We start from the raw sequence: 17530 nt of genomic DNA, 5'->3' as shown, positions 1-17530 counted from the left end.
AGGGAGCGATCATGAAGAGCGCAAGCAAGACGGGCGGCCACCGTGCGGTGCTGCTGCAGGCGGCGACGGCGGCGCTGCTGGCCATCGCCTCGGGCCAGGCGGCCGCAGCGGCGGTGACGCTGTGTGCCGAACCCTACGCCGTGAACCTGCCCGGCGCGGCCGGCGTGGTCATGTGGGGCTATCGCGAGGTCGCCGATGCCACGAGCTGCACGGCGGCCGGCGGCTTGCGCGCAAGCGCCGCGGCGCCGGTGATCACGCTGCCGGCCGGCGACACCACGCTGGCCGTCACGCTGGTCAATCGCCTGACGGTGCCGACCTCGGTGGTCATCGCCGGCCAGCCGCTGCCCACTGACGGCGGCGCGCCGGTCTCGGCGGTCGACCTGGTCGGGCCGGGCTGCGATCCGGCTGCCGGGTCGACCGCCGACCGGCTCGCCTGCCGCGTGCGCTCGTTCACCGGCGAGACCGAGCCGGGCGCGACGCGCACCTACACCTTCGACAACCTGCGGCCGGGCAGCTTCCTGCTGCAAAGCGGCACGCACCCGCAGGTGCAGGTGCAGATGGGCCTGTTCGCCCTGCTCAGGGAGGATGCGCCGCCGGTCGACACCGGCGCGCGACGTGTCTACCCGGCCCCGGCGGCCGATGCCGCGGCGAACTTCGACGTCGATGCGACAGTGCTGCTGTCGGAGATCGATCCGGCCCAGCACGCGACCATCGCCGGCACCCTCGGCAGCGACGGCAACCAGGCGCAGTGGAAAGCCGGCGGCAACAGCACGCTGAACTACGCGCCGCGCTTCTTCCTGGTCAACGGCCGGGTGTTCGACGGCAACGACCTGAGCGCCTCGGACATCGGCATCAGCGCGCCCAACGGCTCGCGCGTCGTGCTGCGACTGGCCAACGCCGGGCTGCAGTCGCGCACGCTGATGCTGACCGACGGCACCTGGCAGCTGCTCACCGAGGACGGCAACCGCTACGCCGCACCGCGCGAACAGGCCACGCTGCTGCTGCCCGCCGGCAAGACCAGCGACGCGGCGATCGTCGCCGCCGGCCCGGCCACGGTGGGCGAGACACGCCATGCCGGCGCGATGTTCGACCGCCGCGGCGGCACCGACAACGGCGACGGCTCCGCGCTCGGCGGGCAGGTCGCGCGCTTCGCGATGACCAACCGGGCCGGGCCGCTGAACCGCCCGCCGGTGGTCAACGCCGGCGCGGACCAGACCCTCACCTACCCGACCAGCACGACCACGGTCACCGGCACGGTGCAGGACGACGGGCTGCCGGCCGCCACCACCGCGGCCTGGAGCGGTTCCGGCCCCGGTACGGTGAGCATCGCCGCGCCGGGGGCGCTGAGCACCGGTGTGAGCTTCCCGACGACCGGCCAGTACAAGCTTCGGCTGACCGCCGCCGACGGCGAGTTCACCACCATCGACGAAGTGATCGTCAACGTGCAGCCGGCCTCTGCCGACCTGTCGATCAGCAAGACCGACAACCTCGCGAGCGTCGATGCCGGCGCGGCGGTCAGCTACACCATCGTGGTCGCCAACGCGGGCCCACAGGCGGTCAGTGGCGCCACGGTGGTCGACACGCTGCCGGCGACCCTCTCGTCGGTGAGCTGGAGCTGCGCACCCGCGGCCGCCTGCGCCGTGGCGTCGGGCACCGGCAACCTGAATGCGGTCGTCAACCTCGGCGTCGGCGGCTCCGCCACCTTCACCGTCAACGGCGTGCTCGCCGCGTCGGCGCGTGGCACCCTGGTCAACACCGCCAGCGTGGCGGTGCCCAGCGGATTCGTCGACCCGAACGGCGCCAACAACGCGGCGACCGACAGCGACAGCATCGCCGTGCCGCGCCCGCTGCTGACCGTGCTCGACAGCTTCAACCGCGGCAATGCGAACACGTTGGGCGGCAGCTGGCAGCAGCTGGTGACGCTCGGCAACGCCGGCATCCGGGTGAACGCGAACCAGGCCTTCTGCACCAACTCCGGCCTCGCCGCGATCCTGTGCGCAGCCGGTGCCAACGCCTACTGGAGCCCGGCGGTCTTCGGCACCCAGCAGGCGGCCGCGATGACCTTCGCGAACACCACGCTGAACGGGGCGGGCCTGCTGCTCAAGGCCGGCGGCACCTACACCGCCGGCCGGTACAGCAGCGCGATCCGTGTGCGCTATACCACCGCTGTGCCGTCGCAGGTGATCGTCGAGACGACCGCCAACGGCAGCACGTACACGACGCAGGCGTCGTTCCCGGCCAGCTTCGCCAGCGGCGACACGCTGACGGCGATGGTCGACGCGGCCGGCACGGCCTACGTGTGGAAGACCACGGCGACCAACCTCACCACCGCGCTGGGCAACGTGACGATCGCCGGCGCCACCGGCAGCGGCCGGGTCGGCATCTTCCTGCCGCCGGGCGGGCGGATCGACAACTTCGCCGGCGGCACGGTGCCTTGATCGATGCAAGGGCCCGGCGCGCAACTTAAGCGCGGCTAAGCGAGCGCGACCCCGGAACCTGTGGCCACGGGGTCGCGTCGCGCAGGAGGCGATGCCACCATGGCCCGAAGGAGTTCATGGCATGGTCGATTTCGTTCGAAGTCTCTCGCTTCGCCGCGCCTGGCTCGCCGCCGCAGTGCTGCTGGCCGCGCAGGCCGCTGCCGTCCGGGCCGCAGAGCCGGGCGCTGCGGCAGTGGCTGCCACGCCCGCGGCCAGTTCTCCCGCTCAGCGCATGGAGGACTTCGGCGTCGAGCTGGTCGGCGTGCGGCTGTCCGGCGCCGACTTCCTAATCGACGTTCGCTACCGCGTGAAGGACATCGGCAAGGCGCAGGCGCTGCTCGAACGCAAGATCCATCCGGTGCTCGTCAACGAGGCCACCGGCGACCGCTTCTACATCCCCCAGGTGCCCAAGGTCGGCACGCTGCGCCAGTCGGCCACGAGCAAGCAGCCGGCGCAGCTCGACAAGGTCTACTTCATGCTTTTTGCCAACCCGGACCGCAAGCTGCGCGCCGGCGAGAAGGTGACACTCCATGCAGGCGAATCGACAGTCCGTGGCCTCCTGGTCCAGTAGCGGGCGTGCCGCGGCGCTGTGCGCCGTGCTCGGCTGCGCAGCGGCGGCGCAGGCCGCGACGATCGACCCCGACCTGGCAGCGCGCCTGGCGCGCGACGTCGGCTCGCAGCCCTACCCGGTGATCCTGCGCCTGGCGCAGCAGCCCGATGTCGACGTGCTCGCGCAGCGCGTCGCGGCGCTGCCGCAGGGCCAGCGCGGGGGGCGGTTGATCGAGTCGCTGCGCGCCTTCAACGCGCCGCTGCAGGCGCCCCTGCTGCTCGACCTGCAGGTGCGTCGCGCCGGCGAGGTCACGCCGCTGGTCACGCTCAACGCGATCGCGGCGCTGCTGCCGGCCAAGGACATTCGCGAGCTGGCCAAGCGCAGCGACATCGCCAGCATCCGCTACGACCTCGGCCTGCTCGCGCCGTCGCGCCGCCTGGTGGCCGACCCCTGCAAGCCGGCCCGGCCGACGCCGCGCCAGCGGCTGCCCAAGTCGTGCCGCGGCGAGGTGCGTACGATCGATCCCGCTCAGGCCACCGCTTTCGATGCGCAGTTGCCGGCCTCGCCGGTGCTGCAGTCGCTGGGCGTGCCGGCGGCGTGGAAGGCCGGCTGGACCGGCCAGGGCGTCACCGTCGCGGTGATCGACACCGGCATCGATGCGCGCCACCCTGCGTTGGCCGGCAGCTTCCGCGGCGGCGCCGCCGACTGGTTCGACGTGCACGGCGAGCACGACCGGCCGGTCGACAAGCATGGCCACGGCACGCAGATCGCGGGGCTGGTGGCCGGCACCGGCGCAGGCGGGCAGACGCTGGGCGCGGCGCCGCAGTCGCGCTGGATCGCCGCGCGCATCTACAACGACCGCAACGTCGGCCGGCTGTCGCAGCTGCACCGCATCATGGCCTGGCTGCTCGATCCCGACGGCCAGCCCGGCACCGCCGACGCACCGCAGATCGTGCTCAACGCCTGGGGTCTGGGCGACCGGCCGGGCGTCTGCGACGACGAGTTCGCGCGCGACCTGCGCTGGCTGCGTGCGGCCGGCATGCACGTGGTGTTCGCCGCCGGCAACGGCGGGCCGATGGACAACTCCAGCGTCAGCCCGGCGAACAATCCCGGCGCGCTCGCCGTCGGCGCGCTCGACGCGTCGGGCGCGCCGGCGCTGTTCTCCAGCCGCGGCGTCTCGGCCTGCGATGCGCGGCCCTATCCCGACCTGATGGCGCCGGGCGAACTGCTGCGCACCACCGACCTGTCGGCCGGCGGCCTGCCGCTGACCACCGCAGGCACCGGCACCTCGTATGCGGCGGCGCTGATCAGCGGCGAACTGGCCCTGCTGATCCAGGCCCGCCCCGAGCTGGCGCCGGCAGCGCGCGAGGCGCTGCTGCGTGCCGCACCGGGCGAGACGGCGCCGCTGCTGCGCGCGCTCGGCCTGCCGCCTGTGGCCCAACCCTGAGCATGGCGCCGGCCGCAGTTCCGTCGCCACGGCGGCGTTGCCTGGCACTGCTGCTCGGCACCGCGGCCGGGGCCGTGCTGCCACGGCGCGCAGCGGCCGCCGCGGTGGCGCAGATGCAGCTGTCGCGCCCGCAGCTTGCGCCGCTGCCGGCGGTTGCGCTGACCACGATGGCCGGCCAGGCACGCACGCTCGACCGCGAGCTCGCCAACGAGGTGCCGCTGGTACTGAACTTCGTCTTCACCACCTGCTCGACCACCTGCTCGATGCAGACCGCGGTGCTCGCGCAGTTGCAGCGCGACTGGCTGGCGCGCGGCCGCGCGCTGCAGCTGGCGAGCATCACCATCGACCCCGACAACGACACGCCGGAGCAGCTGCGCCGCTTCGCCGGCGGCTTCCGCACGGCACCGGGCTGGCAGTTCTACACCGGCCGCTTCGACGACCTGCTGCGCGTGCAGAAGCACTTCGACGTCTACCGCGGCAGCAAGGCCTCGCACCCGCCGGTGCTGCTGATGCGCCGCCATGCGCGCGCGCCGTGGCTGCGCGTGGAAGGCTTCCCGAGCGCGGGCGAGCTGGCCGCGCTGCTCGAGGCGTTGCCGGCCGCGGCGTGAAGCGCGCACTCGCCGCGCTGCTGCTGGCCGCCGCCGCGCTGGTGCAGCCGCAGGCGAAGGCGGCCGATGCCGAGCGTGGCCGCAGCCTCTACGACGCCTGCGCACCCTGCCACCGGCCGAGCGGCATGGGCAACTTCGAAGGCGGCCTGGCGGTGCCGCCGATCACCGGCCCGACGCTGTTCCGGCCCTTCGACCGCGACACCGGGCGCTTCTTCCCCGCGGCCTCGCGCTGGCGCATCCGCCCTGCGTACGACGAGGCTGCGCTCGGCCGCCTGCTGCGCGAGGGCCGCACGCCCGACGGCGTGATCCTGCCGACCACGATGCCGCGTTTCGACTGGCCCGACACCGCGCTGGCCGATCTCGGCGCCTACCTGCGCACGCTCTCGTCGGCACCGCCGGCGGGGCTGAGCGCCGACACGCTGCGCATCGCCACCGTCAGCACACCCGACGCCGACGCGGCGCGTCGCGACGCGATGCTGGCGACGCTGCGGCGCTTCGTCGAGCGCAAGAACGGCCAGTCGCGCCAGGAGGCGCAGCGCTCGGCGCAGGCCACGCGCACGCGCGAGATGGCGACGTACCGCAAGTTCCGCGTCTGGCGGCACGAGCACTGGGCGCTGCACGGCGAGCCGTCGACCTGGGCGGCGCAGCTCGACGCGCACCAGGCGCGCGCGCCGGTCTATGCGCTGGTGGCCGGCATCGGCGCAGCGCAATGGGCGCCGGTGGACGACTTCTGCGCGCGCCACCGGCTGCCCTGCCTGCTGCCGCTGGTGGAGGCAGGTGGCGGCCCGACGCCGGGCTTCTACAGCCTGCACTACCACGCCGGCATCGATGCCGATGCGAGGCTCGCGGCGCGGGCGCTGCGCCAGGCCGGTGTGCAGCGCGTGCAGTTGTGGGGCCATGCGCCGTCACTGGCCGGGCGCGTGCGCAGCGCACTCGAACGCGAAGGGCTGGCCACGGTGGCCGATGGCACCGACGACGCGAAGGGCGCGAACGACGTGCAGGCGGTCGTCTCGCTGCTCGCGCCGCCGGCACACGCCGCGCGGCTGCGCGACGCGCCGCTCGCGCTGCCGGTGGCCTGGCTGCCCGGCACGCACGCGCTCGGCCGCGCCGAGCTCGACGCCGTGCTGCCGCTGACGGCGCGCGGCTGGATCGTCACGCCGATGCGCACCGGCGAGGCGCTCGACCGCCAGCTGCAGCGCGCCACGCTGTGGCTGCGCGGGAACGGCCTGTCGGCGCTGCCGGCCGACGTCGCCGCCAGCACGCTGCAGGCCGCCACCGTGCTCGGCGAGGGCTTGGCGCATGTCGATTTCGGCTTCTCGCCGGAGTACCTGCTCGAGCTGCTCGAGCATGGGCTGGAGAACCTCGTGCCCTGGAGCCCCTACCCGCGCCTGGCGATCGGCCCGGACCAGCGCATCGCGTCCAAGGGCAGCTGGCTGGCCGAGCTGCACGACGGCCGCGCCGAGTGGCGCTGGATGCCGCAGCCCTGACAGGCCCTGAACGCGGCCGCTCAGGCCGGCACGCCCGAGGGGGCGCCCGGCGACACCTCGGTGCTCAGGCGCGGCCGCTGCACCAGGCCGAGATCGACCGCCAGCAGCACCAGTTCGAGCGCCGAGTTCAGGTGCAGCTTGCGCATCAGGTTGGCGCGATGCTTCTCGACCGTCTTCGCACTCAGGTTCAGGCAAGCGGCGGCCGAGCGGTTGGTGCCACCCTCGGCGATCAGCTTGAAGATCGTGCGCTCGCGGCTGGACAGCGTGTCCCAGGGGTTGGCGCTGCGTTTCTTGCCCGGATGCAGCACGCCGTCGAGGAGTTGGCTGGCCAGGTCCTGGCCAAGGAAGCGGCGGCCGGCCAGCACCGTCTTCACCGCCAGCAGCATCTCCTCGGAAGCACAGTCCTTCTTCACGCAGCCGACGCAGCCGGCGCGCAGCGCCTCGCTGGCGTGCAGCTCGGAGTCGTAGTCGCTCAGCGCCAGCACCTTCTGCAGCGGCAGCCGGCGGCGGATCTGCGCAGTGGCGTCGATGCCGCTGGCGCCGGGCAGCGACAGATCCATCAGCACCAGGTCGGGCTGCAGTGCGATGGTCTTCATCACCGCCTCGCGCCCGTCGATCGCCTCGTCGATCACGTGGTAGTCGGCCTGCGTGGCCAGCAGCGCGCGCAGGCCGTGGCGCAGCAGCGGGTGGTCTTCGACGACGAGGATGCGGTGGCTCATGGCGTGGCGGCGTTGGCTGGAGCGGGCGACGTGGCCGGGCGGCCCGGCGCGAGGCCGGTGATGGCGCGGGGGACGAACAGGAAGCGCCACGCCGAATACTGCGTCGCGCCTTCGAAGGCTTCCAGGCCTGAGGCGAAGCCGCTGCGGCGCAGCGGTTCGGCGTCGGACTGGCTGTACACGCCGATGATCTGGTTGCCGCGCTTGACGATGCCCCACGGCACCTCGGGCTGCAGCGGATCGGCATAGGGCCGGCGCAGGTGGCGCACCGGGCTCGGGAAGCGGCTGTCGCGCAGCAGTTCATCGAGCGAGACCGGCAGGTGCTTGATCGGCCCTGGCGTGGCGCGGTGGTAGGACTCGAGCGCCTGCATGTACTGCCGGCCGACCCACAGCAGCTGCGTCTCGCGCTCGCGCTGGCGTGCCGTGGCGGCGGACTCGGCGAACTGCACCACGGCCAGCCCGGCCAGCGCGAGCAGCACCACCAGGCCCATCAGCACGACGCCGCGGCTGCGCGCGGCCTTCATCGCGCCGCTCCTGCCGCGGGCGCCGACGCGCCGCCTGCGGTCACGCTGACCACCTGCGTGGAGCCGCCCTCCTGCGCGACCAGCGGCGACGGGGTCTCGGCCGGCGCATCCGTCATCGGCAGCGCGGCGCCGCGCGGCTGACCGTCGCGGTCGGTCAGCGTGCTCTGCACATCGATCACGCCGCCCTTGTCGGCGTCGGCGGGCGCCACCACGAGCCAGGTCGGCGACTCGGTGAACGGGTCGTTCGGGATGGCGCGCAGGTAGCGCTGGGTCACCAGGTCCTCCAGCTTGTCGGGGTAGCGGCCGCGATCGCCGTGGTACTTGTCGATGGCCTCGCGCATCGTCGCCAGGTTGGACTGCAGCACCTGCTCGCGGCCGCGCTCCAGCGTCGCCATGTACTGCGGCAGCGCGAGCGACAGCAGCAGGCCGAGCATGGCCATCACGATGACCAGCTCGATCATCGTGAAGCCGTGCGACGGACGGGTGGCGCGGGGCATGGTCATCACCATTCGCGGTAGGCCGTGCCGTCCAGCGCGGTGCCGGCGGCGGTGGAGTACACGTCGTAGACGTCGTCGCCGTCGCGCGGCTCGTCGGCCGGGCTGGCGTAGCTGCGCAGCCCCCAGGTCGCCGCCGGGCGGGCGCTGCGGTCGGCGAAGAACGGGTCGCGCGGCAGGCGGCGCAGGAAGTACATGCGGCCGCCCTTCGGGTCCTGCGCGTCGGGCACGCCCTCGACCAGCACGTCCAGCGTCGGCGGGTAGCCCGGCTCGCCGAGCCGGCGCGCGATGCGGCCCTGCTCGACGGCCGCGTGGTAGCGGTCGATGGCGCTGCGGATCTCGCGCAGCGACTCGCGCAAGGCCTGCTCGCGGCTGCGCTGCACCGCCGCCTCGGTCATCGGCGCGGCGAGCATCGCCAGCACGCCCAGCAGCGCGAGCGTGACGACCAGCTCGATCAGCGTGAAACCGCGGCAGGTGCTGTGCATGGCCTTGTTCTCAGCGGGCGTCCGGCGCCGGCGGCGGCGGTGCGGGAGGCGATATCCCGGGCGGTGCGCTCGGCGCCGCCGGCGCGAGCGCGCGGCCGGGCTGGATCGACGGCGGTGCGGGGCGGCGCTGGTTGGGCGGCGGCGAGGTGCTGATGCCGCCGCCGGATGTTCCCCCGCCGAGGCTGGCCACCGGCGCGGCGCTGCCCGGAGCGACCACGGCGCCGCCCGCGGCGGGCGCGGTGGGCTCGGCAGACGGGCTGGTGCCGCCGGCCGCGGGCGGTGCAGCCAGCTCCATCGCCGGCCGGCCGGCGTTGAGGATGGTGCTGCCGCCGGCGCCGCCGGCCTTTGGGCCGGCCGCCGGCTGTGCCGTCGTCGCGCCGCCGCTGGGCGCGAGCGCCGGCATCTGGGCGGCGCTGCCGCTGCGTGCCGCGCCGATCGGGTCCAGGCGCAGCGGCTTCTCGCGCACCACCGAGTCGGTGCCGGACCAGACGTCGCCGTGGCGCGCCTCGGGCAGCGTCTGCGGGCGGATGATGTGCGGCGTGATCGACAGCACGATCTCGCTCTTCGTCGCGTTGCCGTTGTTCGACGAGAACAGCCGCCCGGCCACCGGCACCTGGCCGAGCCCGGGCACCTTGCTGGCGGTGCTTCGGTCCTGGTCGTTGATCAGCCCGGCCAGCACCTGCGTCTCGCCGTCGCGCAGGCGCAGCGAAGTCTGCGCGCTGCGCGTGCCGATCTGGTAGGCGATGCCCGAGTCGGTGGTGATGGTCTTGGCGATGTTGCTGACCTCGAGGTTGATCTTGATGCCGACATCGCCGTCGACGTAGACCTGCGGCTCGACCTCCAGCTTGATGCCGACGTCTACGTACTGGATCGAGCCGGTGATCACCGAGCTCTGCCCGGCCTGCTGCGGGGTGATCAGGTTGGTGATGACCGGCACCTTGTCGCCGACCAGGATGCGCGCCTTCTCCTTGTTGCGCGCGCGGATGCGCGGGCTGGCCAGGATGTTGGTCTCGGTGTCCTGCAGCATCAGGTTCAGCGCGATGCCCAGCGGCGAGACCAGCAGCTCGTCGCGCGTGAGCGCCTTCAGCTCGCCGATGTTGGTCACCGTCTTCGGCGTGGCGACGCTGAACGCATCGGGCCACTTGATGCCGAGGTTGGACATGCGGTCGGCCGAGACCTCGAGCACCTGCACCTCGAGCATCACCTCGGGGTCGGGCACGTCGTTGGCGGCGACCAGCTTCTCGGCCACCGCGATCGCGTCGGCGGTGTCGCGCATCACCAGCGTGTTGCTGCGCGCGTCGGTGACGATGTCCTTGGTCTTGAGCAGCGACTTGATGATGTTGGCGACGTGTGCCGCCTCGATGTTGCTGAGCTGGAAGCTCTTCACCTTCAGCTCGTTGTATTCCTTCTGCTTGGCCGCCACCGCCGGGTAGACGAACAGCGTGTTGTTGTTCAGCACGCGCTTGTCGAGCTGGTTCTGCAGCAGGATCAGGTCGATGGTGTCCTCGACCGACGCGTCCTTCACGTAGATCGTCGTCTTCAGGTCGCTCTTCACGTCGCGGTCGAGGATGATGTTCACGCCCGCGGTGCGCGACAGCGCCTCGAAGACCATCTTCAGGTTGGCGTCGCGGAACTGCAGCGTCACCGGGCGCCGGAACGCGCTGGTGGCGGCCAGCGAACGCTCGCGCGCGGCGCGCTCCGACTCGATGCGCTCATCGAGGGCGCGCAGTTGCGCGAGGACGCTGGCGTTGCCCGGCAGGTCCTTCGCGGCGCGGCGCAGCAGGTCCTGCGCGCCCTCGGTATGCCCGGCCTTGAGGGCGCGCTCGGCCTGCGCGATGGTGGTGTCGGCACGGCGCTGCTCGGCGACCAGCAGCGCGCCGCGCTGCGCCCGCTCGTTGCCCTCGTCGAGCTGCAGCGCATCGCGGTAACGCTGTGCGGCCTCGTCGAGCCGGCCGGCCTGGCGGGCCTCGTCGGCGCGCGCGAGGATGGCCTGCGTGGCCAGTTCGCGCTGCGTCAGGTAGTCGATACGGTAGCGCGCGTTGGACGGGTCCAGTTCGCTGGCCTTGCGCAGGCTCTGCAGCCCCGGCGCGAGCTTGCCCTCGTGGATCTGCTGCAGGCCGTCGTCATGGTGCTTCTGCGCAGCGCAGCCGGCCAGCAGCAGGGCAGCGGCCAGGGCGACGAGGCGTAGGGTGGAGATCATCAGGAGGCTCCTGCGGCCACGGCGAGCTTCAGCGTGTGGCGGTTCTGGACATGTTCGAAGACGAGCTCCTGGGCGGAGATCGCGGTGAGCCGGAAGCCGCCTTCCAGCGTGTCGCCCACGGCTGCCACCAGCAGCTTCTCGCCGAGCGCGAGGAAGACACGCGGGCGCGCGGCGGCGCCTTCGTCGAGCATGCCGACGAAGCGGTAGGGCAGGCTCGGCGGCGGTGGAGGCGGCGGAGGTGGAGGCGGCGGCGCAGGTGGGGCCGGCGCGGGCGGTGGGGGTGGCGGCGGCGGCTGGAACCACTCGCGGGGGGCGAAGGTGTCGGTCTCGGCCGCTTCGGCCAGGCGCGTGCGTTCGACGGCAGCCGGCGTGCTCGATGCCGGCGCCGGCATCGCCGGCGTGGCCGCGGCCAGCAATCCGGCCGATGACGCTGGTTGCGGTGCCGGCCGGATTGCCACCGGCCTTGCCGTTGTGGTGGCGGCCACCACGCGCGAGTCGCCATGCATGACGATCCACGCCGACCACAGCCCGACCACCGCCGCGCTGGTGAACAGCACCGGGCGCCGCTTCACGGCGATTCCTCGGCGTAGAACAGCACGATGCGCGCCGTGGCCTGCAGGTCGCGCGCCTGCGCGCTGGCCCGCTCGAGCTGCAGGCTCTCGAGCGCGGCATGCGGCAGCTCGTTGAGCACCTCGGCGACGAAGCGGCGAACGGCCGCATAGCTGCCGTTCAGCGGCAGCGTCGCCTCGACGCGGATCGGCGCGCCGCTGGCCGCGGCGCCGATCGCGTAGTCGGCGCGCTCCAGCGTCAGCCCGGTGCGCTGCGCTGCCACCACCAGGGCTTCGAGGTCGCGGCCGCGCTGCCGCGGCGATGGCAGCTCGCCGGCGGCCAGCGGCGGCTGGGCCACCGCGCCGACAGGGCGCTGTGCCGGCGCGACGGCCAGCGCAGCGCGGCGTTGCGCCAGCCGCTCGTGGTCGTGCAGCAGGGCCGGCCGCAACTGCCACTGCACGAGCAGCCAGGCTGCCAGCAGGCCGAGCGCCAGCCAGGCCGGCCGCCCCAGATGCCGCCGCCACGCCGGCGCGGCCGTGTGCCAAGCGGTCTGCCACGCGATCTGCCAGGCGTTCACGACAGATCCTTCGCCGGTTCGCGCGCGGCGCGCCAGCCGGCCTGGATGACGAAACGCAGCGGCTGCCCCGGCGTCTCGCGCTCGGTCTGGTGCGTGGTCAGCGCGACCTGCGCCAGCCGCGGGTCCGCCTCCAGCTCGCGCAGGTAAGCGAACAGTGCCGCGGTGCTGCGCGCCTGGCCGGTGACGCGCACCACGCCGGCCTTGGCGTCGGGCTCGAGCTTGAGCAGGCCGATGTCGGTGTGGCCATGCTGCTCGAAGGTGGCGAGCAGTTCGGCCCAGGGCGCGCGCAACTCGGCGGCCACGCGCGCAGCCTGCGCGTGGCGCACGCGCTCCGCTTCGCTGAGCTTGCGCGGCGCCGGCGGCAGCAGGCGCGCCGCCCGTTCGTTCAGTTGCGCGAGCGCCTGGCGGTTGTCCTGCTCGATGCGCCAGGCGGACAGGGCCGACACGAGCAGCAGCACGGCGGCCACCGCGGCCAGGGCGATGCCGGGCCAGGGGCGCGGCGCGGCGGCGAGGAAGTCGAGTTGCGGCAGCCGCTTCATGCCGGTACCTCCGCGGGTGCGGGTGGCGCGGGTGGCGCTGCGTCGGCTTGCGACAGCAGCGTCCACCGGTGGCCCTCGGCCAGGTCCTGCCACTGCGCGCACTGGGCCGGTGAGCGGCACAGCATCCACAACGGCATGGCGTCGCTGCCGCCGCCGGCGCCCTGGAAGGCGAGCAGGCGCTGCTCGGCCAGGCGCAGCACGCGCGGATCGCAGCGCTCCCAGCTGAGCGCAACCGGCACGCCGGCTTGGACACGCAACAGCGTCATGCCCTCCTCGCGCATCAGCGCGACGACGGCGTCGTCTGCCACCTGTGCGGCAATGCGGCGCAGGTCGTCGAGCAGCGCGAGCTGCACGTGGGCCAGCCGCACGCCGGCATCGGCGAGCGCACGCTGCCAGTCCTGCAGGTCGCCGGGCTCGAGGGCGGCGGCCAGCCAGGCCGAGCCGACGGGCAGCGCCATCACCTGCACGTGCAGATCCTGGCGGCCGAGCACGGCGGCGAAATGCGTGCTCGCCTCCTGCCGTGCCATTCGCCAGCTGCCGGCGGCCGGCCGCAGCGACAGGTAGACCCGTTCGTCGGGCACCAGCAGGCGCGCCTGCACGGGCAGCGGGTCGTGGCCCTGCGCGCGCAATGCGGCCAGCGCCGCAGGCAGCGCGTCGGCCGCCGCTCCCTCGGCCTGCGCCTGGGCGAGCACGCGGCGCGACCACGGCGCGCACAGCTGCACCATGCAGGCGCTGCGCCCGAGGCGGATGCTCAGTTCACTCTTCCACGGCCGTGACACGGTTGGCCTCCTCCAGCGTGGTCTGGCCGGCGGCCACGAGTTCGAGCGCGGCTTCGCGCAAGGTGCGCAGGCCGCGTTCGCGCGCCGCGTCGCGCAGCAGCGCCGGGCTGGCGCGCTCGGTGATCAGGCTGCGCAGGCCGATGTCCATCGCCAGCGTCTGTGCGATGGCGCGGCGCCCCTTGTAGCCGGTGCCACGGCAATGTGCGCAGCCGATGCCGCGCTTGAAGTTCCAGCCCTGCGCCGCCTCGGGCAGCGCGCTGGCCTCGAGGCGCTCGGCGGCGGGCTGCTCGCTGACGCTGCAATGCGGGCAGACGATGCGCACCAGCCGCTGCGCCACCACGCCGTTCAGCGCCGAGACCAGGTTGTACGGGTCCACGCCCATCGTCGAGAGCCGGCCGATCACGTCAAACACGTTGTTGGCGTGCACGGTAGCGAACACCTGGTGGCCGGTCAGCGCGGCCTGGATGGCGATCTGCGCCGTCTCGGCATCGCGCATCTCGCCGACCATGATCTTGTCCGGGTCGTGGCGCAGGATCGAGCGCAGGCCGCGTGCGAAGGTCAGGCCCTTGGCCTCGTTGACCGGAATCTGCAGCACGTCGGGCAGCTGGTACTCGACCGGATCCTCGATGGTGATGATCTTGTCCTGGCCGGTGTTCACCTCGGAGAGCACGGCGTACAGCGTCGTCGTCTTGCCGCTGCCGGTCGGGCCGGTGACCAGCAGCAGCCCGTAGGGCATGGCACCGAGGCGGCGGATGAAGCGGGCGTTGGCGGCGTCGAAGCCGAGGTGCTCGATGCTCAGCGTCTCCTCGGCCGAGAGCTGGTAGCGGTCGAGGATGCGCAGCACCGCGTCCTCGCCGTAGAGGTTGGGCATGATCGAGACGCGCACGTCGATCGCGCGGCCGCCATAGCTGAGCTTGAGGCGGCCGTCCTGCGGCACGCGGCGCTCGGAGATGTCGAGGTCGGCGAGCACCTTGATTCGCGACACCACACGGTCGGCGAACTCGCGGCCCTCGGGGCGAGCCACCGCCTGCAGCACGCCGTCGAGCCGGTACTTCACCGCCAGGCCGCGGGCAGCGCATTCGAGGTGGATGTCGCTGGCCTGCGCCTTCAGCGCGTCGTAAAGCGTGCCGTTGACGAAGCGCACCACCGGGCTCTCGTCGGCGCTGATGCCGGCCAGCGAGAGTTGCAGCACGTCGGCGGCAGCGTCGGCCGGCGCCTCGCCGTCGACCTCGGCGCGGGCGGCGCCGTCGAGCGCGCGCGTCTCGCGCTCGAGCCGCGCATAGAACGCGGCGACGTCGTTCACGCTGGCCACGTACCAGACGGTGGGCGGGTGGCCGGCCGCCCGGATGCGCGACTCCAGCCACATGCGCGTGCCGGCGTCGAAGGGATCGGCGAGCACGACGTGGCGCAGCGCGGTGCCGTCGCGCAGCACCACGCACAGGCGTTGCTGGCCGGCGCTGAAAGGCACCAGCTCGACGTCGGCCTGCTCCGGCGTCCAGTGCGTCAGGTCGGCCAGCGTGAGGCCGCTGCCTTCGCTGAGCCAGCGCTTCATCGCCGCCTCGCGCACGGGGGGCGGCGCGTCCTGCCCGTCCAGCGGCATGGGGCTCGCGGCCGCGAAGCGCTGGCCCAGGCGCGTCAGCATGTCCTGCACGTGGCGCGCGGCGTCTCCGTGGGGCGCTGCGATGGCGGTGCCGTCGTTCATGATTTGCAGGCGGCGGCCTCAGCGGATGCTGCTGGCCATCTGGAAGATCGGCACGTACATCAGCACGACGATGCCGCCGACGACGGTGCCGATGGCCAGCATCAGCATCGGCTCGATCAGCCGCCCGAGCCGCTCGAGCCCACGCTCGAGCAGCGCGTCGTGCACGTCGGCGACGCGGTCGAGTGCGGCGTGCAGCTGGCCGGTCTCCTCGGCGACGCGCAGCACGCGCCAGGCCAGCGTGTCGAGCAGCTGTGCCTCGTGCAGCGACTGCGCCAGCGGCGCGCCGGTGGTGGCGGCGGCCAGCGCCTGGTCCAGCTTCGGGCGGTCGCCGGCGGCGATCAGCTCGCGGCACATCGCCAGCGCCTTCAGCGCCGGCACGCCGGAGCGGATCAGCATCGCGCCGCTGCGCGACAGCTGCGACAGGCCGAAGCTGCGCACGTAGGGGCGCATCCACGGCAGCCGAACCGTCTGCTGCAGCACCCAGCCGGCGAGCTGGCCGGCGCGCGCCTGCCGCCAGAGCACGAAACCGAGGGCGCCCAGCGCCGCCGCCAGGCCGAGCCAGATCGGCAGCTGCACCTCGTGCATGGCCTTGCCGAGGTGGATCAGCGCGCGCGACAGCGGGGCGACGTCCTGCGCCGTGTTGTCCAGCACCAGCGCGAAGCGCGGCACCACGTAGACGAGCAGGAACAGCACGACGAGGAAGGTCACGCCGACCAGCAGCGCCGGGTAGACGCAGGCCGAGACGAGGCGGCTTCGCAGCACGCGGATGCGCGCGGCATTGGCGGCAAAGCGCTGCAGGCTGTCGGCCAGATCGCCGGTCAGCTCGCTGGCCTTGGCACAGGCCAGCAGCGGCACGCCGAAGGCGCCGCAGGTCTGCATGGCACGCGACAGGCTCTCGCCACGCTGCAGTGCCGCGAGCACCTCGCGCAGCGGCGCGACGTCGTGCCCAGCGCCCTGCTCGGTGAGGGTGCGCAGCGCCTCCAGCAGGCTCAGGCCGGAGCGCAGCATCAGCGCCAGGTCGTGGGCGAACTGCTCGTCGTCGATGCGCCGCACGCGCCGCGGGTTGTCGCGCGCAGCGGAGGTCTCGGCGAGCAGGGCGGTGGTGGGCTTGATCATCGTGTCACCACGAGACGACGTCTGCCGCCTCGCCTTCGCCGCCGGGCTGGCCGTCTGCGCCGAGGCTGACCAGGTCGTAGTCGCCATGCTGGCCCGGCCGCTTGTAGACGTAGGCGCGGCCCCAGGGGTCGTCCGGGATGTCGCGCTTCAGGTACGGGCCCTGCCAGCGCCCCGCCTGCTGCGGCGCGGTGCGCAGCGCGATCAGGCCCTGCTCGCTGGTGGGGTACTGGCCGACGTCGAGGCGGTACTGGTCGAGCGCCTGGCCGAAGGACTCGATCTGCGCGCGCGCCACCTTGGCGTTGGACTTGCCGATCTGCGAGAAGTACTGCGGCGCGACGATGCCCGCGAGCAGCCCGATGATCACCATCACCACCAGCAGTTCGAGCAGCGTGAAGCCACCCGGGCGCCGCGTTGCCCGCCCCCCCCTCGTTGCCGCCATCGTGTCGACCTCCCTGTCGATGCGGTCGATTCTTGGGGTGGGGCTTAACCAGTTCTTAATGCCGGGGCACCCTACCGGGCTCGGGCATCCCCGAAGCGCGGGGTAGGGTCGTTCCCCGTCAGCGCAGCGGTGCCTGGGCGAGCACGCGGGCCACGTAGTCGCGCGTTTCGGGGTAGTCGGGCAGGCGGCGGCCGGCGCGCAGCACCGCGCCTTCGCCTGCGTTGTAGGCGGCCAGCGCGAGCGTCACGTCGTTGTCGAACTGATCGATCAGCACGCGCAGGTAGGCCGCGCCGCCGTGCAGGTTCTCGCGCACCGCGAACACGTCGCGCACGCCGAAGCGGCGCGCGGTCGCCGGCATCAACTGCATCAGGCCCTTGGCGCCCCTGCGCGAGACGGCCTTCGGGTCGAAGCCTGATTCCACCGCCACCACCGCCGTCAGCAGCGCCTCGGGCAGCGCATACCGGCGCGCGGCGTCGCGGATCTCCGGGGCGAGATCGCGTGGCGCCGCACGCGGCCGCACCGGCGCAGGAGCCGATGCGGCCGCCGGCGGCACCTGCACCGGCCTCGGCACCGGATCGCCGGCAACGAGCAGGGTAGGCGCTGCGTCGCTGGCGTGGTTGCTGAGCACGATGCTGCCGCCCTCGCCGGTGCCGGCGTAGATCTGCGCCCGCGCCGCCTGCGCGCAGGCGAGGGCGCAGGCCGCCGCGAATGCTGCCGCCTGCAGGCGATGAACGGTGGACGAAGGCATGGTCAGGCCGGATTTCAGCGCAGCTGGCGGCACGGTCCAACGGGGAGGATTCCCCACTTGGGCGCGGAACGACCCCCGGGACCCCTAGGGTGA

At 73.2% G+C, this 17530-nt stretch carries 18 protein-coding genes; 5 read left to right on the top strand and 13 right to left on the bottom strand.

What is annotated here, in order from left to right; all coding sequences use genetic code 11:
• The first annotated feature begins 11 nt into the window (after window positions 1–11).
• The 5 genes from AAG801_RS12305 (at window position 12) to AAG801_RS12285 (ending at window position 6569) form a co-directional block, all read left to right on the top strand.
• On the top strand, window positions 12–2438 hold the full coding sequence (locus AAG801_RS12305; protein ID WP_341888627.1) for a hypothetical protein: 2427 nt from the start codon (window positions 12–14) through the stop codon (window positions 2436–2438).
• 121 nt (window positions 2439–2559) lie between these two features.
• Entirely contained in the window at window positions 2560–3048 is a 489-nt protein-coding gene (locus AAG801_RS12300; protein ID WP_341888626.1) for a hypothetical protein, read from the top strand.
• The gene (locus tag AAG801_RS12295; protein ID WP_341888625.1) at window positions 3008–4474 is read left to right on the top strand and encodes a S8 family serine peptidase; all 1467 of its coding nucleotides are present in this window, start codon (window positions 3008–3010) and stop codon (window positions 4472–4474) included. Before AAG801_RS12300 ends, AAG801_RS12295 begins: the two co-directional genes overlap by 41 nt.
• A 2-nt stretch (window positions 4475–4476) precedes the next feature.
• Window positions 4477–5082 (top strand): SCO family protein, encoded by a 606-nt coding sequence (locus AAG801_RS12290; protein WP_341888624.1) that lies wholly within the window; start codon window positions 4477–4479, stop codon window positions 5080–5082.
• Window positions 5079–6569, top strand: a complete 1491-nt coding sequence (locus AAG801_RS12285; RefSeq protein WP_341888623.1) for a cytochrome c — start codon at window positions 5079–5081, stop codon at window positions 6567–6569. The genes AAG801_RS12290 and AAG801_RS12285 overlap by 4 nt, the downstream gene beginning before the upstream one ends.
• A 20-nt stretch (window positions 6570–6589) precedes the next feature.
• Here AAG801_RS12285 and AAG801_RS12280 read toward each other — a convergent pair whose 3' ends face one another.
• The 13 genes from AAG801_RS12280 to AAG801_RS12220 all read right to left on the bottom strand — a co-directional run bounded on the left by AAG801_RS12280 (window position 6590) and on the right by AAG801_RS12220 (window position 17437).
• Window positions 6590–7288 (bottom strand): response regulator transcription factor, encoded by a 699-nt coding sequence (locus AAG801_RS12280; protein WP_341888622.1) that lies wholly within the window; start codon window positions 7286–7288, stop codon window positions 6590–6592.
• The gene (locus AAG801_RS12275; RefSeq protein WP_341888621.1) at window positions 7285–7809 is read right to left on the bottom strand and encodes a type II secretion system protein; all 525 of its coding nucleotides are present in this window, start codon (window positions 7807–7809) and stop codon (window positions 7285–7287) included. Before AAG801_RS12275 ends, AAG801_RS12280 begins: the two co-directional genes overlap by 4 nt.
• Window positions 7806–8306, bottom strand: coding sequence for a prepilin-type N-terminal cleavage/methylation domain-containing protein (locus tag AAG801_RS12270; protein WP_341888620.1), 501 nt, complete (start codon window positions 8304–8306; stop codon window positions 7806–7808). The genes AAG801_RS12275 and AAG801_RS12270 overlap by 4 nt, the downstream gene beginning before the upstream one ends.
• A gap of 5 nt (window positions 8307–8311) precedes the next feature.
• Window positions 8312–8788: a type II secretion system protein gene (locus AAG801_RS12265; RefSeq protein WP_341888619.1), complete on the bottom strand. Its 477-nt coding sequence runs from the start codon at window positions 8786–8788 to the stop codon at window positions 8312–8314.
• Between the two features lie 10 nt (window positions 8789–8798).
• Window positions 8799–10988, bottom strand: coding sequence for a secretin N-terminal domain-containing protein (locus AAG801_RS12260; RefSeq protein WP_341888618.1), 2190 nt, complete (start codon window positions 10986–10988; stop codon window positions 8799–8801).
• Window positions 10988–11560, bottom strand: coding sequence for a hypothetical protein (locus AAG801_RS12255; RefSeq protein WP_341888617.1), 573 nt, complete (start codon window positions 11558–11560; stop codon window positions 10988–10990). Before AAG801_RS12255 ends, AAG801_RS12260 begins: the two co-directional genes overlap by 1 nt.
• Window positions 11557–12114, bottom strand: coding sequence for a hypothetical protein (locus AAG801_RS12250; protein WP_341888616.1), 558 nt, complete (start codon window positions 12112–12114; stop codon window positions 11557–11559). The genes AAG801_RS12255 and AAG801_RS12250 overlap by 4 nt, the downstream gene beginning before the upstream one ends.
• On the bottom strand, window positions 12111–12653 hold the full coding sequence (locus AAG801_RS12245; RefSeq protein WP_341888615.1) for a PilN domain-containing protein: 543 nt from the start codon (window positions 12651–12653) through the stop codon (window positions 12111–12113). Before AAG801_RS12245 ends, AAG801_RS12250 begins: the two co-directional genes overlap by 4 nt.
• Window positions 12650–13432, bottom strand: coding sequence for a hypothetical protein (locus AAG801_RS12240; RefSeq protein ID WP_341888614.1), 783 nt, complete (start codon window positions 13430–13432; stop codon window positions 12650–12652). The genes AAG801_RS12245 and AAG801_RS12240 overlap by 4 nt, the downstream gene beginning before the upstream one ends.
• Entirely contained in the window at window positions 13410–15134 is a 1725-nt protein-coding gene (locus AAG801_RS12235; RefSeq protein WP_341888613.1) for a GspE/PulE family protein, read from the bottom strand. The genes AAG801_RS12240 and AAG801_RS12235 overlap by 23 nt, the downstream gene beginning before the upstream one ends.
• Window positions 15135–15152: 18 nt before the next feature.
• Window positions 15153–16250, bottom strand: coding sequence for a type II secretion system F family protein (locus AAG801_RS12230; RefSeq protein WP_341888612.1), 1098 nt, complete (start codon window positions 16248–16250; stop codon window positions 15153–15155).
• 4 nt (window positions 16251–16254) lie between these two features.
• A complete protein-coding gene (gspG, locus tag AAG801_RS12225) occupies window positions 16255–16689 on the bottom strand; it encodes a type II secretion system major pseudopilin GspG (RefSeq protein ID WP_341888611.1) in 435 nt (144 codons plus the stop codon).
• A gap of 118 nt (window positions 16690–16807) precedes the next feature.
• Entirely contained in the window at window positions 16808–17437 is a 630-nt protein-coding gene (locus AAG801_RS12220; RefSeq protein ID WP_341888610.1) for a lytic transglycosylase domain-containing protein, read from the bottom strand.
• Window positions 17438–17530 lie beyond the last annotated feature (93 nt).

It is taken from the genome of Variovorax sp. YR752, assembly GCF_943372545.1.
The sequence above is the reverse complement of the archived record's forward strand: the minus strand, read 5'-3'. Positions and strand labels throughout refer to the sequence as shown.

Coding starts and splice junctions, on each gene's coding strand:
- AAG801_RS12305 (WP_341888627.1), top strand. CDS start 12: ATGAAGAGCGCAAGCAAGACGGGCGGCCACCGTGCGGTGCTGCTGCAG.
- AAG801_RS12300 (WP_341888626.1), top strand. CDS start 2,560: ATGGTCGATTTCGTTCGAAGTCTCTCGCTTCGCCGCGCCTGGCTCGCC.
- AAG801_RS12295 (WP_341888625.1), top strand. CDS start 3,008: ATGCAGGCGAATCGACAGTCCGTGGCCTCCTGGTCCAGTAGCGGGCGT.
- AAG801_RS12290 (WP_341888624.1), top strand. CDS start 4,477: ATGGCGCCGGCCGCAGTTCCGTCGCCACGGCGGCGTTGCCTGGCACTG.
- AAG801_RS12280 (WP_341888622.1), bottom strand. CDS start 7,288: ATGAGCCACCGCATCCTCGTCGTCGAAGACCACCCGCTGCTGCGCCAC.
- AAG801_RS12275 (WP_341888621.1), bottom strand. CDS start 7,809: ATGAAGGCCGCGCGCAGCCGCGGCGTCGTGCTGATGGGCCTGGTGGTG.
- AAG801_RS12270 (WP_341888620.1), bottom strand. CDS start 8,306: ATGCCCCGCGCCACCCGTCCGTCGCACGGCTTCACGATGATCGAGCTG.
- AAG801_RS12265 (WP_341888619.1), bottom strand. CDS start 8,788: ATGCACAGCACCTGCCGCGGTTTCACGCTGATCGAGCTGGTCGTCACG.
- AAG801_RS12260 (WP_341888618.1), bottom strand. CDS start 10,988: ATGATCTCCACCCTACGCCTCGTCGCCCTGGCCGCTGCCCTGCTGCTG.
- AAG801_RS12245 (WP_341888615.1), bottom strand. CDS start 12,653: ATGAAGCGGCTGCCGCAACTCGACTTCCTCGCCGCCGCGCCGCGCCCC.
- AAG801_RS12235 (WP_341888613.1), bottom strand. CDS start 15,134: ATGAACGACGGCACCGCCATCGCAGCGCCCCACGGAGACGCCGCGCGC.
- AAG801_RS12230 (WP_341888612.1), bottom strand. CDS start 16,250: ATGATCAAGCCCACCACCGCCCTGCTCGCCGAGACCTCCGCTGCGCGC.
- gspG (WP_341888611.1), bottom strand. CDS start 16,689: ATGGCGGCAACGAGGGGGGGGCGGGCAACGCGGCGCCCGGGTGGCTTC.
- AAG801_RS12220 (WP_341888610.1), bottom strand. CDS start 17,437: ATGCCTTCGTCCACCGTTCATCGCCTGCAGGCGGCAGCATTCGCGGCG.